The organism is Brumimicrobium glaciale, from assembly GCF_004152935.1.
Lineage (GTDB): Bacteria > Bacteroidota > Bacteroidia > Flavobacteriales_D > Crocinitomicaceae > Brumimicrobium > Brumimicrobium glaciale.
Window position 1 is genome coordinate 190,716 of the sequence record NZ_SETE01000005.1, and the last position, 16,758, is coordinate 207,473.

General features: G+C 34.9%; 16 protein-coding genes. 8 read left to right on the forward strand and 8 right to left on the reverse strand.

The genetic code is table 11. The features are described 5' to 3' along the window. Positions 1-28 precede the first annotated feature (28 nt). On the reverse strand, positions 29-1,114 hold the full coding sequence (locus tag ERX46_RS12470) for a putative type IX sorting system protein PorV2 (protein ID WP_130094203.1): 1,086 nt from the start codon (positions 1,112-1,114) through the stop codon (positions 29-31). Between the two features lie 649 nt (positions 1,115-1,763). Here ERX46_RS12470 and ERX46_RS12475 point away from each other — a divergent pair. Then, a complete protein-coding gene (locus tag ERX46_RS12475) occupies positions 1,764-2,453 on the forward strand; it encodes a hypothetical protein (protein ID WP_130094204.1) in 690 nt (229 codons plus the stop codon). 186 nt (positions 2,454-2,639) lie between these two features. Next, positions 2,640-3,503 carry a CDP-alcohol phosphatidyltransferase family protein gene (locus tag ERX46_RS12480; RefSeq protein WP_130094205.1) on the forward strand — a complete coding sequence of 288 codons (864 nt, stop codon included), beginning with the start codon at positions 2,640-2,642 and terminating at the stop codon, positions 3,501-3,503. 385 nt (positions 3,504-3,888) lie between these two features. On the opposite strand, the gene ERX46_RS12485 is transcribed toward ERX46_RS12480, so the two are convergent. The 4 genes from ERX46_RS12485 to ERX46_RS12500 all read right to left on the reverse strand — a co-directional run bounded on the left by ERX46_RS12485 (position 3,889) and on the right by ERX46_RS12500 (position 7,164). Beyond that, entirely contained in the window at positions 3,889-4,383 is a 495-nt protein-coding gene (locus ERX46_RS12485; protein ID WP_130094206.1) for a peroxiredoxin family protein, read from the reverse strand. 39 nt (positions 4,384-4,422) lie between these two features. After that, positions 4,423-5,727, reverse strand: a complete 1,305-nt coding sequence (murA, locus tag ERX46_RS12490) for a UDP-N-acetylglucosamine 1-carboxyvinyltransferase (RefSeq protein ID WP_130094207.1) — start codon at positions 5,725-5,727, stop codon at positions 4,423-4,425. Between the two features lie 5 nt (positions 5,728-5,732). After that, positions 5,733-6,371 carry a DUF4290 domain-containing protein gene (locus ERX46_RS12495; RefSeq protein WP_130094208.1) on the reverse strand — a complete coding sequence of 213 codons (639 nt, stop codon included), beginning with the start codon at positions 6,369-6,371 and terminating at the stop codon, positions 5,733-5,735. A 415-nt stretch (positions 6,372-6,786) separates the two neighbouring features. Then, the gene (locus ERX46_RS12500; RefSeq protein WP_130094209.1) at positions 6,787-7,164 is read right to left on the reverse strand and encodes a hypothetical protein; all 378 of its coding nucleotides are present in this window, start codon (positions 7,162-7,164) and stop codon (positions 6,787-6,789) included. A gap of 323 nt (positions 7,165-7,487) precedes the next feature. On the opposite strand from ERX46_RS12500, the gene ERX46_RS12505 reads away from it, so the two are divergent. The 4 genes from ERX46_RS12505 to ERX46_RS12520 all read left to right on the forward strand — a co-directional run bounded on the left by ERX46_RS12505 (position 7,488) and on the right by ERX46_RS12520 (position 11,794). Further along, a complete protein-coding gene (locus ERX46_RS12505) occupies positions 7,488-8,282 on the forward strand; it encodes a thymidylate synthase (RefSeq protein WP_130094210.1) in 795 nt (264 codons plus the stop codon). 12 nt (positions 8,283-8,294) lie between these two features. Beyond that, positions 8,295-8,798, forward strand: a complete 504-nt coding sequence (locus ERX46_RS12510; protein ID WP_130094211.1) for a dihydrofolate reductase — start codon at positions 8,295-8,297, stop codon at positions 8,796-8,798. A gap of 3 nt (positions 8,799-8,801) precedes the next feature. After that, complete coding sequence (locus ERX46_RS12515; protein ID WP_130094212.1) at positions 8,802-10,931, forward strand: type IA DNA topoisomerase; 2,130 nt, start codon at positions 8,802-8,804, stop codon at positions 10,929-10,931. 194 nt (positions 10,932-11,125) lie between these two features. Next, positions 11,126-11,794: a hypothetical protein gene (locus ERX46_RS12520; RefSeq protein WP_130094213.1), complete on the forward strand. Its 669-nt coding sequence runs from the start codon at positions 11,126-11,128 to the stop codon at positions 11,792-11,794. A gap of 200 nt (positions 11,795-11,994) precedes the next feature. On the opposite strand, the gene dinB is transcribed toward ERX46_RS12520, so the two are convergent. The 3 genes from dinB to xseA are packed head-to-tail and all read right to left on the reverse strand — an operon-like array spanning position 11,995 to position 14,723. Further along, on the reverse strand, positions 11,995-13,074 hold the full coding sequence (gene dinB, locus ERX46_RS12525; protein ID WP_130094214.1) for a DNA polymerase IV: 1,080 nt from the start codon (positions 13,072-13,074) through the stop codon (positions 11,995-11,997). Further along, entirely contained in the window at positions 13,067-13,276 is a 210-nt protein-coding gene (gene xseB, locus ERX46_RS12530; protein ID WP_130094215.1) for an exodeoxyribonuclease VII small subunit, read from the reverse strand. Before xseB ends, dinB begins: the two co-directional genes overlap by 8 nt. Further along, complete coding sequence (gene xseA, locus ERX46_RS12535) at positions 13,263-14,723, reverse strand: exodeoxyribonuclease VII large subunit (protein WP_130094216.1); 1,461 nt, start codon at positions 14,721-14,723, stop codon at positions 13,263-13,265. The genes xseB and xseA overlap by 14 nt, the downstream gene beginning before the upstream one ends. Positions 14,724-15,018: 295 nt before the next feature. Here xseA and ERX46_RS12540 point away from each other — a divergent pair, with 295 nt between their 5' ends. Both ERX46_RS12540 and ERX46_RS12545 read left to right on the forward strand, forming a co-directional pair. Continuing rightward, on the forward strand, positions 15,019-15,282 hold the full coding sequence (locus ERX46_RS12540) for a helix-turn-helix transcriptional regulator (RefSeq protein WP_130094217.1): 264 nt from the start codon (positions 15,019-15,021) through the stop codon (positions 15,280-15,282). Positions 15,283-15,285: 3 nt separating this feature from the next. Further along, the gene (locus tag ERX46_RS12545) at positions 15,286-16,539 is read left to right on the forward strand and encodes a type II toxin-antitoxin system HipA family toxin (protein ID WP_130094218.1); all 1,254 of its coding nucleotides are present in this window, start codon (positions 15,286-15,288) and stop codon (positions 16,537-16,539) included. Positions 16,540-16,758: the final 219 nt, after the last annotated feature.

Below are 16,758 nucleotides of genomic sequence, written 5' to 3' on the forward strand. Positions count from 1 at the left end.
TGCGATTGAAAGAAGTTTAAAACTGAATTTATTTAAACCCGAATTTAAGAGAAATTACATGAGAAAACAAGGCTTCTGACTGATTTCCAATGTTTGTGAAAGCATAATCCAGTGTAATTCCTTTAAATGTCACTCCTAAACCTATATTTGGCTGAAAAACCATCGACTCGCTATCGTCAAAGTTTTTTACGTATTGAAAGTTGTTTACTCCAGTTCTAACAGCAACAATATCCTTCCAACCGATCTCTAAACCCATAACAGGATCGATACTCACAACTCCTGACTTGATTAAAGTATTTCTTCTACCATCGGTAGTAATCGAAGCATTAATCTCTGGCGAAATAGAAATATCTTGCCAACCAATATCAAATTTTCTTTTTGCAGCTAAAATTAAACGCGGCAACGTTAATTCTAAACCATTTTCTGGAATTTCGTTCCCTGTTTCCAAGAAAACCTCTTCCATATCTGAATCTAAATTAAAAATCCAAGCATTAAAAGTAGAAGTTACATCCCTTGCCATAGCTCCGAAGAACCATTTATCGTTGATATTGTATTGCATTCCAGCATCAATTCCAAATCCCCAACTTCTTGCAAAATCACCAGCACGACGATGCACAACTTTCACTGTTCCACCAAGGCTTAATCCTTCAATACCCGTTTTTCTACCGTATGAAAATAGAAAACCATAGTCTGCCGCTGTAAAAAGCGTTATTCTATCGTAATCAATATTTCCTTCGTTATCAATTAGCTGCGTAGTATTTGGAATATCATCTACCCCGAAACGAATAGCGGCAAAACCAACAGCGCTTCTATCGTCAATTTTATGCGCCAAACCGACATAATCGTATTTGGCAATACCAGCGAAATATTCTGAGTGCATTAAACCAACATCAAATTTGTTTTTCACCCCCGTTAATCCGGCAGGATTCCAATAAACAGAAGTTACATCATCTACTCCAGCAACCATGGCATTTCCCATACCAAGTGAGCGAGCACCAACTCCAATCTGAAGGAATTCGTTAGAATATTTAGGAGCAATTGTTTCATCTTGGGCAAAAATTGAGCTCTGCAGAAGAAGAAAAGATAGCGTTATAAACCAAATGTGTTTTTTCATAGTCAATACAATAGCGCAAAATTGCGTAAAATATTGTGCAAATTTATAACTTTTATTAACAGGGTGAAAAAATAGGCAAAATGTATTGACTTAATTCGATTATCTAGTAATTGAAAAAGGTGGAGCACTCAATTAATGTAATACTAAAATATATTACAGAGGTAAGTATAATTGGGCTACCAATATAGGTCGTTAATCCCTAATTTTAACGATGTGTTTTTTCAATAATACAGCCGATAATCGCATTGATTAATTTTATCTAGAGTTAAACTTTAGCAAAAAGGAAGAAGGGATTCCTCAGTTGTTAAAATCTAAGATTTTCTCAACTATCGGAATGACAGTTCGTAGAGAAGTCTTTGGGGTAAAATTTGCTCAAGCTTCGCTTGAGCAAATTTTACCCCACCCAAGCCAACGAAAACCTGTCATTCCGATACATCGGCAAGCTCAGCACAAGTGGAGTGAAACGACGAGGTTCCGATGCCTATCGGAACTCTTTTTAAATAATTACGACTTAGCTTGGTAACCCAAAAATATAAATCAGCTAAAACTCCTAAGGTCGTCAAAATCATTTATTTGTATTGATAGTTTAAAACCAAGCTTAAGTTTAGAAATATTGTATAGATTTGTGTTAACTAAATACTATAAACTCATGAAATTAAGAAGCATTTTTGCGTCACTTGTTATCTTATCAATTGTTATATCATCTAATAAGACAACGGCACAAGCACCTACTCCATCGATTGAATCTCCTGAATCGATCACCACAGAACCTTCTTTTAAAAAAATTATACTACAGCCATATATTGGTGGTTCAAACATGAAAAAATGGGCTTACGATGCCAACAATTATGAGAATCAATCTTCGAAAGGTAGTTTACACTATGGAGTTTCAGGAGAGTTTATGGTAAACAATCGCATAGGAATCGGATTTGACGCAATTTTCACACCTTTTGAAAGAACTGAATACAATAGTTACTATGACCCTAACACAGGTGGGACAACCTCATTCTCTGATGAAACTGTTATCACTGAAAACAAACTTCGAATTTTACCGAAAATTTATATTCACTTTAATGTAGATGATCCTCAATGGGATTTGTATATATCAGGTGGAATAGGTGCAAACATTATGTTTACAGAACTTCGTGTAAATGGTGTGGAAAAAGATTATGGCTCAATGGCATATAGTGGAGATTTTCCAGTCTTGAACCCATCCTTTCCTTTTGCAGGACGCTTTTCTTTTGGTACTCGTTACTATATCAATGATTTCTTAGGACTTAGCTTCGAATTTGGAGTTGGTGGACCACCATTCTCTTTAGGGATGAATTTCCGATTTTAATAATTCAAACCTCCTTTACAGACTTAATACTAGATAGTTAATTTAAAATAGAAATAGAATTAATTTACTAAATGCCAATTAAAAGTTTTCATTTTAATTGGCATTTATTTTTATTAGCAGTTCAAAAGTTTAATATTTCTCTGAAAGTCAAACCCTCATTAAAACATTATTTGTTTCTTTGTCCACATGTTTACAGTAGCAAATATTATAACTGGCTTCAACTTATTGTGTGGAGTTTCAAGTATCATCTTTACATTTTCAGGAAGATTAGAATTGGCAGTACTGGCTATAATGGCTGGCGCTTTATTTGATTTCTTTGATGGATTCGTAGCACGTTTATTAAAACAACCCAGCGAACTCGGAAAGCAACTAGATTCTTTAGCCGATTTGGTGACATTTGGTGTAGCTCCTGGATTAATTGTATTTGTTTTACTTATCCTTTCAGGAGCTTGGGACATTATTTCAGCATCTGGCGGCGGACTCAATGAACTTTGGCTAGATGGCACAATGGGCTTTAGCGTTCAATTATGGATTTCCGTTTTCATGAATGATTTAGTAGGTAACAACTCCCCTTTTCTTCCAACACATTTCTATGGCTGGTATAAAGTAATGCCATTTTTCGCGTTATTGATTCCTTTCATGAGCATGTTTAGATTGGCAAAATTTAATTTAGATGAAAGACAAGCAACTGGATTTATTGGCTTACCCACTCCCGCAAACAGTTTGTTCTTTGCTTCCTTTGCGTTGATGCTTTGGGATGGTTTCGGACAAGAAAACTGGAAAACGGTTCTATCAATGACTCTAATTAAAGATCAATTGTTGCTTTCATTGGTGGTATTGTTCTCTATTCTATTGGTGACAGAAATTCCATTATTCGCATTAAAATTCACAACTTTCAAATGGAAAGGAAACGAAATTCGCTACTCGTTTTTATTGACTTCACTGATCATCATCTTGTTCTTATGGGCTTGGGCAATTCCGATTATTGTGATTTTATATATTCTGCTTTCATTAATCAGCAATAAAGTAAAAAGAGTAACGATTTCATAATTATGAATAGAGGGATTTTGTATTCAAAGCAAAGAGCCTGTTGAATTAAATTGAACTACAAATTGAATATTATCAATTGTTAATTGTCATCACAATATAGATGATTTTACTCTCACTTCGATAAATTTCGTATAAGATGTCCTTGCGTATTACAATGCACAAAGGCTGCGCTCATCGGCAAAATCCAAGCTAACATTGGTCGCTCGCTATCTTGGGGATTTTAAGGGTGTAAGAATCTATTTGTAGAGCGAAAACTTTAGTAAAGTAGTCCCATGAATTACCAATGTTAAATTGAAATCCGCCTTTTATATCTATAAAATAATTGCAGCAAAAAAAAGGACGCATTAAAATGCGTCCCTTAATATCAATTTATGATTGAATTCTTCTACTTAATCATTTTCTCAATTTCCACATGCAATCCAATTCCTCGTAACGCATTACCTTGCGCAACAATAATCCCATTCCCATCAATTAAAAATGAATGTGGAATTGATCTAACATTGTATTTTTGGGTTACTTCTTTAGATTTATCCCAAACGTGACCGTCCCATTTTAATTTATCTTTAACTATGGCATCCTTCCATGGTTGTTCTGCTCTGTCCAACGATACGCTTAAAACAACAAAACCTTTTCCATTGGCAAATTTTGAGTCTTTGTATTTTCCGTAGGCTTCCACAATATTCGGATTTTCTTTTCTACACGGTCCGCACCATGAAGCCCAAAAGTCAAGTAAGACAACTTTACCTTTATAATCATCCAAAGCCACCATTTCTCCTTCAGGATTCAATAATGTAAATCCAATGGCACGCATTCCATTTTTAGGTTGTGCAAACATTAGGAACGGCAAAAAACCTACGAGGAGTAAAACTATATTCTTCATATCAATATTTTAAATTTAATTTTTGGATTAAAGCAATAATTATACCCTTCGGATATCTGCTCCTAAATTATTCAATCGAATATCGATGTCTTGATATCCTCTGTCGATTTGTTCAATGTTGTGAATTACACTTTTTCCTTCGGCAGATAAAGCAGCAATCAATAACGAAACTCCTGCTCTAATGTCTGGAGAAGTCATTTGAATTCCACGCAATGCATTTTGTCTGTTCATTCCGATTACAGTTGCTCTGTGCGGATCACACAAGATAATTTGAGCACCCATGTCAATCAATTTATCCACAAAGAACAAACGTGATTCGAACATTCTTTGGTGAATTAAAACACTTCCTTTTGCTTGCGTTGCAACAACCAAAACGATACTCAAAAGATCTGGAGTAAATCCTGGCCAAGGTGCATCAGAAACAGTTAAAATTGAACCATCAATAAAAGTATCAATTTCATAAGACTCCTGTGCTGGAACGAAAATATCATCTCCACGGCGCTCTAGTTTTATACCTAATCTTTTGAAGATGGTTGGTATAATTCCAAGGTGCTCGTATCCGACATCTTTAATTGTAATTTCAGATTGAGTCATAGCCGCCAATCCAATAAAACTTCCAATCTCAATCATATCAGGAAGAATTCTGTGGTAACAACCAGCCAATTCTTTTACTCCTTCAATGTGCAATAAATTACTTCCAATTCCTGTGATGTTCGCTCCCATATTGTTGAGCATTTTACACAATTGTTGTAAATAAGGCTCACACGCTGCGTTGTATATTGTTGTTTTACCTTTTGCTAAAGAAGCGGCCATTACAATGTTTGCTGTTCCAGTAACAGAAGCTTCATCCATGTGAATGTAAACTCCTTCTAACTTTTTAGCCTCTACTGTATAGAAGTGTTCTTTAGAATCAAAATTGAAGTTAGCTCCTAATTTAATAAGACCTTCAAAATGCGTATCTAATCTTCTTCTTCCAATTTTATCTCCACCCGGTTTTGGCATAAAAGCTTTACCAAAGCGCGATAATAATGGACCAATAATCATAACAGAACCTCTTAATCCACTTGCGCGTTCTTTAAAATCTTTTGACTTTAAATAATCAAGATTTAAATCTTTCGCTTGAAAAATATAAGTTCCTTTTTCAACTTTCTCAATCTTAACTCCCATTGCTTGGAGCAAACTGATTAGTTTATTGACATCAATAATATCGGGAAGATTTGAAATAGTTACCTTTTCGGGAGTTAATAAAACTGCACAAAGAATTTGCAAAGCTTCGTTTTTTGCCCCTTGTGGAATAACTTCTCCTTTTAGTTTTTTACCTCCATGAATCTCGAATGATGCCATAATAATTATTTTCTACGTTTTTTTTGCTTATGCTTTTTTATTGGTTTCTTAGGCGCAACTCCTACTTGCTTCAAAATTGTATTGGTAGGTTTTAACAAACTAATATCTGTCAATTTTAACTTCCCTCCAGACAACTCTTTCAAATGAGAAGTAATTGCACTGTTTTCCACATTTTGCGTGTGAAAAGTAAGATAATTTTTCTTCAGTAAGTTAGCTAAAAGTTCCGTTAAGTATTCTTGTTCCTCAACATCTTCATTCTCTGAAGCTTCCTCTATCATTTTCTCAGCATAAAAACCAAAATGACCATACTTGCTTTTATTGCGAGGATAGTTCATGATTTTTGGACGCTCAGATAACGATTCAGGTTCTGGAATTTCGTACGGAGAATCCACATCAATTTCAAAATTACTCATGATGTACATGTGCGTCCATAATTTATGAGTATAATCTTCAACATCTCTAAGATGCGGATTTAATTGCCCCATAACGTCAATAATGGCGCGTGCAGCAAGGTTACGTTCTTCTCTAGATTCAATTTTCTTTGCATAATTGATCATGTTCTGAACATTCCTTCCATATTCCTGAATATGTAATTGAGCCCGTTCAGTGTTATACGAAAGGGCATTCATTGTGTATTCTTCCAAATGAATTTGTTTTAAATTAAGATAAAATCTTTAGTAGGTACTGGATTATCCAAAAAACACTATTGCTAAAATAACTCCCATCAAAAAGATAGTATAAAGCGTTCCTAATGCAACGGTAGAATCATCGAAATATTTTCTATTAGACATAATATTATTGTTTTGTTGTAAAAATAGTAAATCTAATTTAAATTCTGTGATGAAAGTCGGACATGTTGGAGTTTTTTTAACGGAAACCAGTTTAGGCGTGAAAATCATGCGTTATCTATTCAATTAAAAAAACAGAATTCCCAACGCTAAAGCTGTGTGACAGAGAAAGCAAAGGTTGAGTCTTGATGATTTTTTTCTTCCGATGACGACTCTTCTTTGTTTTCATGTTTATACCCTTTAAAACGTCTTATCTGGATAAGACGTTTAGTTAATCCGCTAAAAAAATAACATCAGGCTTCGGAGCAATGCTTTTACGAATCAACTTCGCTCCTTTTTTCCACAATTGCCATTCTTCAACAACACCTGTTTCAAGTTGAACGACTAAATTATAATACATTTCTGTTTCTAATTTCACCTCATAACTAGCTTCAATCTTTTGCTTTGGAGAAGTAATCCAGAGCTTTCCGTTATCAAGCAACAACTCATACTCAGCTGCTGGCACAGTAATCGGCGAACCATTCATACTTACTTCATAAGCCTCTTGCACTCCATGGTATGTCCCTAAATATTTTCTAGGAAATAAATTACTTGTACTACAAGAAAATAAGAACATAAAAAGGATTCCGAGAAGTAAGATTTTTTTCATTTGAAGATTTTAGATTGCCAAGTTAAAAATTAAATCTTTAGTTACTTTAAATTGAAGTAGAAAAATGATTGAAGGATTCAAGGATTCAAAAAATAAAAAACTAAAAGATTGATGACTTATAGATTTTCAAATTAACAAATAAGCAAAAACACAAATTAAGTAATTAACGAATTTACAGATTTACAATTCAACGAATCAACAAAATAACAACCATAAAGCAAAGCTACTCAAAGAACTCTCATTCCATGTGGATAATTAAGTCTTAAGTGATAGTCCAATTCAATAAAAAAAGGACTATTTTTACCCTTTAAAATTCACAAATCATGGAGCAATATCATCATCTTTTAAAGCACATACTTGATAACGGAACAGATCGAGGCGATAGAACAGGAACGGGAACAAGATCCGTTTTTGGTCACCAAATGCGTTTTGATTTAAGCAAAGGTTTTCCTGTTATTACAACGAAAAAACTGCATTTAAGATCGATTATCCATGAATTGCTTTGGTTTATTACTGGTGATACCAACATTAAATATTTAAAGGACAATAAAGTTTCTATTTGGGACGAATGGGCAGATGAAAACGGTGATTTAGGTCCTGTTTATGGTCACCAATGGCGTTCTTGGCCAGATGGAAAAGGGGGAACAATTGATCAGATTTCAAATTTGGTGGAGCAATTAAAAACCAATCCAAATTCGAGAAGACATATTGTAAGTGCTTGGAATGTGGCAGATGTTGAAAAGATGGCTTTACCTCCATGTCATTTATTGTTTCAATTTTATGTTGCCGATGGAAAATTAAGTTGTCAATTGTACCAGCGTTCAGCGGATACTTTCTTAGGAGTTCCATTCAATATTGCGAGTTATGCATTATTCACAATGATGATGGCACAAGTTTGTGATTTAGAACCAGGTGAATTCATCCATACTTTTGGTGATACGCATTTGTATTCTAATCACTTCGAACAAGCAGAATTGCAACTTTCAAGAGAGATTTTACCTTTGCCAACAATGAAAATAAATCCTGAGGTAAAAAGTATTTTCGATTTCAAATATGAAGATTTTGAATTGGTAGGTTATGAACCGCATCCACATATTAAAGCTAAAGTTGCAATCTAAAACTGTTCGATTATGAAATGTACGCTGATTGTAGCCATGGGAAAACACCGAGAGATCGGGAAGGACAATGATTTATTGTGGAAATTACCGCGAGACATGAAGTTTTTTAAGGAAACTACTGAAGGTCACACTGTGGTAATGGGCAGAAAAAACTGGGAATCTATTCCAGAAAAATTTCGTCCACTTCCAAACCGTAAGAATATCGTGATATCAAGAAATCCTGATTATAAAGCGGAAGGAGCAGTTCTTATTTCTGATTTAAAAGAAATATCGGAACATTACAATGCTGATTCAGATAAAAAATGCTTTATCATTGGTGGAGCACAAATTTATAAATTGGCTTTAGAAGCTGATTTAATTGATGAAATGCTCATTACTCATGTGGATGAAACTTTTGAAGCTGATACTTATTTTCCTTTTGTAGATTGGGAAGGTTGGGTAGAAGAAGATCTCATCGGATATGAAAAAGATGAAAAGAATCCACACGCGTTTATAGTAACAAAATATACCCGTTAAATCATGAAAGTTTGCATTGCTGAGAAACCGAGTGTCGCAAAAGACATTGCTAATACAATTGGGGCAACCCAGCGTAAAGACGGTTACTATGAAGGCAATGGATATCAAGTCACTTGGACTTATGGACATCTTTGCACATTAAAAGAACCTAGAGATTACGTTGAAGATTGGCGCTATTGGAATTTGAGACATTTGCCGATGGTTCCTTCAAAATTTGGAGTAAAAGTCATCGAAGACGATGGAATTCAACGTCAATTCCATATTGTAAAAAGATTATTATGTGCAGCTTCTGAAATCATAAATTGTGGGGATGCTGGACAAGAAGGAGAAGTAATTCAGCGATGGGTTTTTCTTAAATCGGGAACAAAAGCACCTGTCAAAAGATTATGGATTAGTTCACTGACCGAAGAAGCAATTAAGGAGGGATTTGCCAATTTAAAAGATGGAAAACAATTCGATAACTTATATGCTGCTGGAAGTGCAAGATCGATTGGTGACTGGCTTCTTGGAATAAATGCAACACGCTTATTTACCAAGAAATTCGCTTTACAAAGACAAGTGCTTTCTATTGGAAGAGTTCAAACTCCTACTCTAGCAATGATTGTTAATCGACACTTGGAAATTGAAAACTTTAAATCACAAGACTATTGGGAATTGCGAACTATTTATCGTGAAACCGAATTCAACAGTGTATTAAGTAAGATAAAGAAGCAAGAAAAAGCCGAATATGCTTTGAGTAAAATCAAAGATGAGCCTTTTGAAATCACTTCATTTGAACAAAAAGAAGGAAAAGAAAAGCCACCAAGATTATTTGACTTGACAGCTTTACAAGTAGAAGCCAATAAAAAACAAGGTTATTCTGCGGATCAAACATTGAAGTTAATTCAAAGTTTATACGAGAAGAAATTGGTGACTTATCCGCGTGTTGATACTACGTATTTACCCGATGATGTCTATCCTAAGATTCCAGGGATTTTACAAAATTTGACTTATTATTCTGAATTAACTGCGCCATTATTGCAGAAAAAACTTCCGAAAAGTAAACAAGTATTTGACAATAAAAAAGTGACGGATCACCATGCTATTATTCCAACTGGAGTAAAAGTGAGTGGCGTTACTGCTGAAGAACAAAAAATTTACGATACGATAACACGCCGTTTTATTTCTGTTTTTTATCCGGACTGTATCGTGAGTAACACAACAGTTTTGGGAGAAGTTTTAAAACTAGAATTCAAAGCAACTGGAAAACAGATTTTATCTCCAGGATGGCGAATGGTTTATCAAAAAGACGATTCAAAATCTAAAAATAAGGATGAAAACTTGATGCCTGTTTTTGTGAAAGGTGAAAAAGGTCCACACGAAGCAAGAATAGATCAAAAGCAAACTTCTCCGCCAAAACCATTCACAGAAGCGACTTTGTTGCGTGCAATGGAAACTGCCGGACGACAAGTTGACAATGAGGAAGCGCGTGAATTAATGAAAGACAACGGAATTGGTCGACCTTCTACGCGAGCAAATATTATTGAAACACTTTTCAGAAGACGTTATATTGAACGTTCCAAGAAAAATATTCTCGCAACACATACAGGAATTGATTTAATTCAAGTCATTGATAACGAAACGTTGAAATCCCCAGAATTAACAGGAGATTGGGAACGTAAGTTACGATTAATTGAAAAAGGTGAATATGAACCTGCTCAATTCAAACAAGAGTTGATTGAAATGGTAGTGAATCTGACCAACGAAGTATTGTTCAATACAGGAGAGAAAGCCATTCGAATTTTGGATGATACCAAAAAAGAAGAAAAAGAAGAGAAAAAAGACCAGCCGAAAAAACCTAGAGCCAAGACTGTAAAAGTTGAAATTACCGAACTAGCATGTCCGAGTTGTAAAAAAGAAGGATTTTTAGAAGGAAAAAAAGCTTTCGGCTGCGCACATTATAAAGAAGGTTGTAAATTTGTGATTCCATTTGAATTTATGGGGAAAAAGTTAAGCAACAAACAGTTGAATGACTTGATTACAAAAGGAAAAACAACTAAAATTAAAGGATTTAAAAAATTAGGAAGCGAAGAAGGAATTGATGGAAAACTAGAATTAACCTCAGATTTCAACGTGACTTTAAATTTAGACTAAAAAGACTTTAGATGTTAGAACTTTAGATGTTAGATGTTAGACATTAGACACTAGAGGTTAGATGTTAGACACTAGATGTTAGACTTTAGATGTTATAGCCAGATTTACTAGTGCCGATGGTTTATCGGAGCATAGTTTTAACTAATTTTGAAACCAATAAAATTCGATTAAAAGCAATTTAAACAATATTTAAAATGATTAGAATAGCACTTTCCGTAATAACATTAGCCATATTAATTTTCTTTCATAATTCAATTATTTCTTTTGGATTAAACATTCGTTTGTCTTTCACATTTTCGAAGATTCTGCCTTATATGTTAGAGTTTTTCGCTGTATGTTTAATTATTTTCAATGTTTACCGTCAGTATTTAATGGGAACATCACTTACCATTAGAAGATTAGTAAGTATTCTTATTCTCTTTGGTGGATCAGGAATCGCATTTGCTGTAAACCCAATTTACGAAGGAGATTTTAGTCACCAATACAGAGAAATCTCATTAGCCGGCGAAAATGCAGATACTTTTCAACATGGGCTCACAATGATTGCACTTCCGGGATGTCCTTTTTGCTTTGAGAAATTGGAAGAAATGAAAAGAGTAAAAGCAATTTATCCAACATTGCCAATGTATGTTTTGGTAATAAATGATGATGAATTAGCAGCGGAAAGTTACAGAGAAGCAAGCGAAGGAATGATTGAAGTAGCGTTATTTCCAGAATCAACATTATTGAGAACGATAATTCAAGATGGATATCCGAATTTGATGTATAAGCCTGGTGAAAATGGCTCGCAGTTAATTAATTGGAGTAATAGTGGATTTGGAAGTGCTAGTTGGGATTATATACTTGAAGAGGAAGGGCTTTAAGAAAGAAGAGAAGAATAACGCAGAGTTACGCAAAGGGGCGGAGTTTCGCAGAGAGCGCCTGCGGCACTTTTTTCATGAAAACATAGGATTGCATCCTATGTTGATATACACCACCCCGCTGGGGTTTTCTCTTACTTAGTGAAACCGCTTCTTCTTCTTCTCTGCGAAACTCTGCGTCATTCTTCCTCGTGGCACCGCCACTACCATATAGTCAACTGCTGGCTCGCAATTTCAGAGTCTTCCGCCTCAAATCCACTTATCGAAACACCAATCAATCTCAAAGGCACACCTTCAACAATCGATTCATGTAAAATTTGATCTAATTTTTCACGGATTTCTACTTTGTCTGAAACGTAATTTGGTTCTGTGATGGAACGTGTTATCGTTTCGAATTCGTAGTTTCTGATTTTTAAAGTCACTGAACGGCCTTTTCTACCATGACTTTCGTAGCGTGTCCACCATTTATCAAAAACTTGGGAGAATTTCTCGTTGATGTCGATTTCTCCAATTACGTCTTTAGAGAAGGTCATTTCTGCTCCAACGCTTTTTCTTACTCTCTCGGATTGAACTTCTCGGTGGTCTACTCCTCTTGCAATATCGTAAAGGAATCCTCCAGTTTTCCCGAATAATTGTTGTAATTCCCATTTGGAATAAGGTAACAAATCAACGCCTTTGAAAATGTCATTGGCTTTCATTTTTTCGGCAGTTACTTTTCCTACGCCAAAGAAATCTTCTATTGGAAGTTCTTCCATAAATGCGGCTCCTTGATCTGGAGTAATTACAAAAAGTCCATCGGGTTTGTCTTGATCTGATGCAATCTTCGCTAAGAATTTATTGTAGGAAACTCCGGCAGATGCAATCAAATCCAATTCGTTGCGAATGTCGTTTTTGATTTGCTGAGCAATTAAAGTAGCAGATCGCATTTCATATTTAGAATACGTTACATCTAAAAATGCTTCGTCCAATGAAAGTGGTTCTATTATTGGCGTGTACCGACTAAATATCGCATTGATTTCCTTTGAAACCGCTTGATATTTCTCAAAAGTTGGTTTTACGAAAAGTAATGTTGGACATTTACGCAACGCCACACGTGAAGGCATAGCAGAACGAACACCAAATTTTCGAGCTTCGTAACTTGCTGCGGCAATCACTCCTCTTCCATCTGAACCACCAACTGCCAAAGGTTTTCCACGCAATTCAGGATTATCGCGTTGTTCCACAGAAGCATAAAAAGCATCCATGTCAATATGAATTATTTTACGCGTTTCCTCCTTACTCATTTTCCTCGTCTGGCGCAATTATGCGTTTGATATCCTCTTCGGTTTTGTCTAATTTCTTGCGACAAAAATCAACCAATTCTTTGGCTTCAATGACCGTTTCTGAAAGATTATCGATTTTGATTTCTTTTAATTCTAATGCTCCCACGATTTCCTTCAATCTTTGAAGTGCCTCTTCGTAAGTGGTTTTATCAGTTATTTTCATGTTTTATATCTTTTTTCGACACGACTTTACTCGTGATTAAATAATTTGAAGAAAGCGTTTTCATCTCGTCTCCTATTTTCACTGCTATGTTTTTGACATCTTGATCATCAATCGTTGAAATCGTATAACCTGATTCCAAAATTTTCAGTGGATTCAGTAAAGCCAATAATTCTTCTTGATTCCCAAAAACAATGCGTTCCCTGTCTATAATTTGCTGACTCAATAATTGAACAGAAGACAAAACTTGATTTAAATTCACTTCTTTTTCTCGTTCTATTTTTTGTTGTGCGAAATCTGAAACCCTATCCAACATTCTCTCCAATTGACTTCCCTCCTGCTGAACTAAACGTTGCAACTGAGAAGAAGTTCGGTGACTCAAAATCGCCAAAGCATCTTTTCCTTCATACAACAAAGTTCTACTTTTCTGAACGATTTCGTATTCTTTTTCTTGGAAAGTACTGCGCCAATAATGAATCAATTCTCGACTATAATGTGAAAGATAATTGTTGTAATGTGTAAATTCTTCTTTGCTTTCACTCAACAATTGCAAGGACATTTGAATAGATTTATCATGCAATTCCCTCATGATTTCCTTGAAGGAACTGATCGCATAATGAATGTGTCGGGCAACAGCTGTCGGAGTAATAAAAGTCACCCGAGCCACTAAATCCGCCACAACCTCATCGTTTTCATGTCCAATTCCAGTTAAAACAGGCAATCTCGAATTACAAATTGCTTTAGAAATTTCATAATCATCGAAAAGCGCCAAATCCATTTTACTTCCTCCACCCCGTAAAATCACAATTACATCAGCATCGTGAAGATTCGCATCTTTAATCGCAGCAACAATTTCTTTCACAGCCGCATCTCCTTGAACACGCACTGGAAATTCCTTAATTGTGAATTTATCAAAATCATGATTCACTAATAATTCCTTTTGAAAATCAAGATAACCAGAAGTATTTGGAGAACCAATCAAAGCGATTCGTTTAATGATAGTTGGCAAACGTAATTGTTTCTGCAAATCAAAAATGGCCTCTTTTTTCAATCTCTTGATCACTTCTTGTCGCTTGCGTTCAATCTCTCCGTAAGAATAAGCGGGATCAATTCCTCGAATTTTCAATTTCAATCCGTAAATGGTATGAAACTCAATTTTGACGTTAATCAACACTTTATTCCCCGGTTGAAGAATTCCCAATACTTCATTCAATCCAATCTCTTCAACAATCGTTCGATAAGTAGAAGCCCAAATCGTAGCAAAACTTCGCGCTGTAGTTGAGTCATTGATACTGTCCGCCAGCTCAATATAGAAATGCCCACTTTTCTGATTGATTTTTATCAATTCAGCAGTGATCCAAAAATCACGCTTGGAAAATGTCTCCCAAATGTGCTTTTCGAAGGACTGGTTTAGCTGCGTGAGCGAATATATTTTTCTTTGTTCGGACATGGAATATTAAAGGTAGTAAGAATAATTACGAATTTGGAATTACGAATTATTTAATTTCGGAAAAGGTGAAGATTTTGGCGGTTGGATGGTTAGGATATTGGCAGCTATGAAATTGAAAGATTTAGGTTTGTTGAGCAGATACATTATAAATGAAACACTACATTCAAAGGGGCATAGATAAAAATTTCGTGTATTGCGATATTCGATACTAAATATACGAGAAAAATTAATTTTACCATTATAATGGTTATTTCATTCAAAAAACCCTATATTCACCATTATAATACCAAATATAATGTTTAAAACTACAACAATAAAAGAAGTGAAAATTAGGATTGGTGAAGCTTGTAAGTTGAATCGGACGGCAAATGATTTAACACGGGAGGAACTCGCTAAAGCTTTGGAAGTCTCCAGCACAACCATTCAAAATATAGAAAACGGTAAAAATGCTACCTTAGACAATGTGCTAAAAGTGGCCAATCATTTTGGATTGCTAGAAGACATCCTAAAAGGGATTAATGATAACATTGACAAACAAAATAACATTTCATTTTATTAGAATATGGGAAGAGATAAAATCATAGAAGTTTGGGCTTTTGGCATCGAAATAGGCAAGTTGGGCTACGATTTAGACCAAAAAAAGTCTTATTTCCAATACAATCCTGAGTTTTTAGAATCTGGAAAATATTCTAATATGTTTCCCTTTGTTTTCAAATCAATAAAACCTGTGCAAGTATTTTCAGAATATCAACAGGAAACATTCCTAGGACTCCCTCCTATGATTGCTGATTCTCTACCTGACACTTTTGGAAATATTATATTTCAAGAATGGTTGAACGCCAAAGGGATTCAGAAGGTAACTCCGCTAGAACAATTAGCATACGTTGCAGATCGTGGAATGGGAGCATTGGAGTATAAGCCAGTCAAAATCCTCCCAAAAACCTCTAATCTAAATTTGGATGAAATCATTTCTGTGCTGGAAAAAGTCTTGAATTTAAAAGAAAATACCAAAGGTGATCAGCTGGATGAAATAGCCTTACTGAATGTCTTCAAAATTGGTACTTCGGCTGGAGGTGTGCGACCGAAAATATTAATCTCTGAACATAAGGAAACAAAGGAAATAACTGCAGGAGATAAAGTATCTAGCAATGAATACGATCACTATTTGGTGAAACTTCATTTAGATAATGAAGAAGGTTATAACAAAGAAAAAGTAGAGTACATCTATTATCAACTCGCCCAAGAAATCGGTATTGAAATGATGCCTTCGAAATTAATTGATGATAAACACTTCGCCACCTTGCGTTATGACAGACAAAATGGAGAAAAGCAACATGTACTTACGGTTACAGGATTAACCGGTTGGGATTTTAAAAGTCAACCCGAAAACTCATCTTATGAAAATGTTTTTAAAGTGGCAACGGCATTAAAAGTACCACACAAAGATTTACAGCAATTATTTAAAAGAATGGTGTTCAACCTCGTTTTTAAAAATGTGGACGACCATTTAAAAAACCATAGTTTTATTTACGATAAAGAAAATAACGCTTGGAATTTAAGTCCAGCTTATGACTTAACTTATGCGTTAAATCCTTTGCTAAATTTCAAGACTACATCCCGCGCATTGTCAATCAATAGTAAAAGAACTGACATCACAAAGCAAGATATTCTTGCGATTGCAGAAGAATTTTCGATTAAGAATCCTAATGGTATTATAAAAGAAGTTCAAGAATTAACTTCTAGATGGACGGAGCTTGCCGTAGAGCAGAATATTCCTGAGCTTGTGGTGAAAAGGATTGGTGAGGATATTGGTTAAATTATACCTTGAAAAAGGTTCCTAAACGTGCTTTTCCAGACTAATATATCGCGTATTGCGATATGCAATATTAATTGAGCAAAAGGATGTGTTTTTCTTTCTACAGATATCGATTATTAATACTGCCAGACAATAACAAATTAAAATCCTTCCATTTCTTTTAGACTTGATTCATTTATATTTTGTATCTTCATTTGTAAATTTAACTTAAATCCTAAA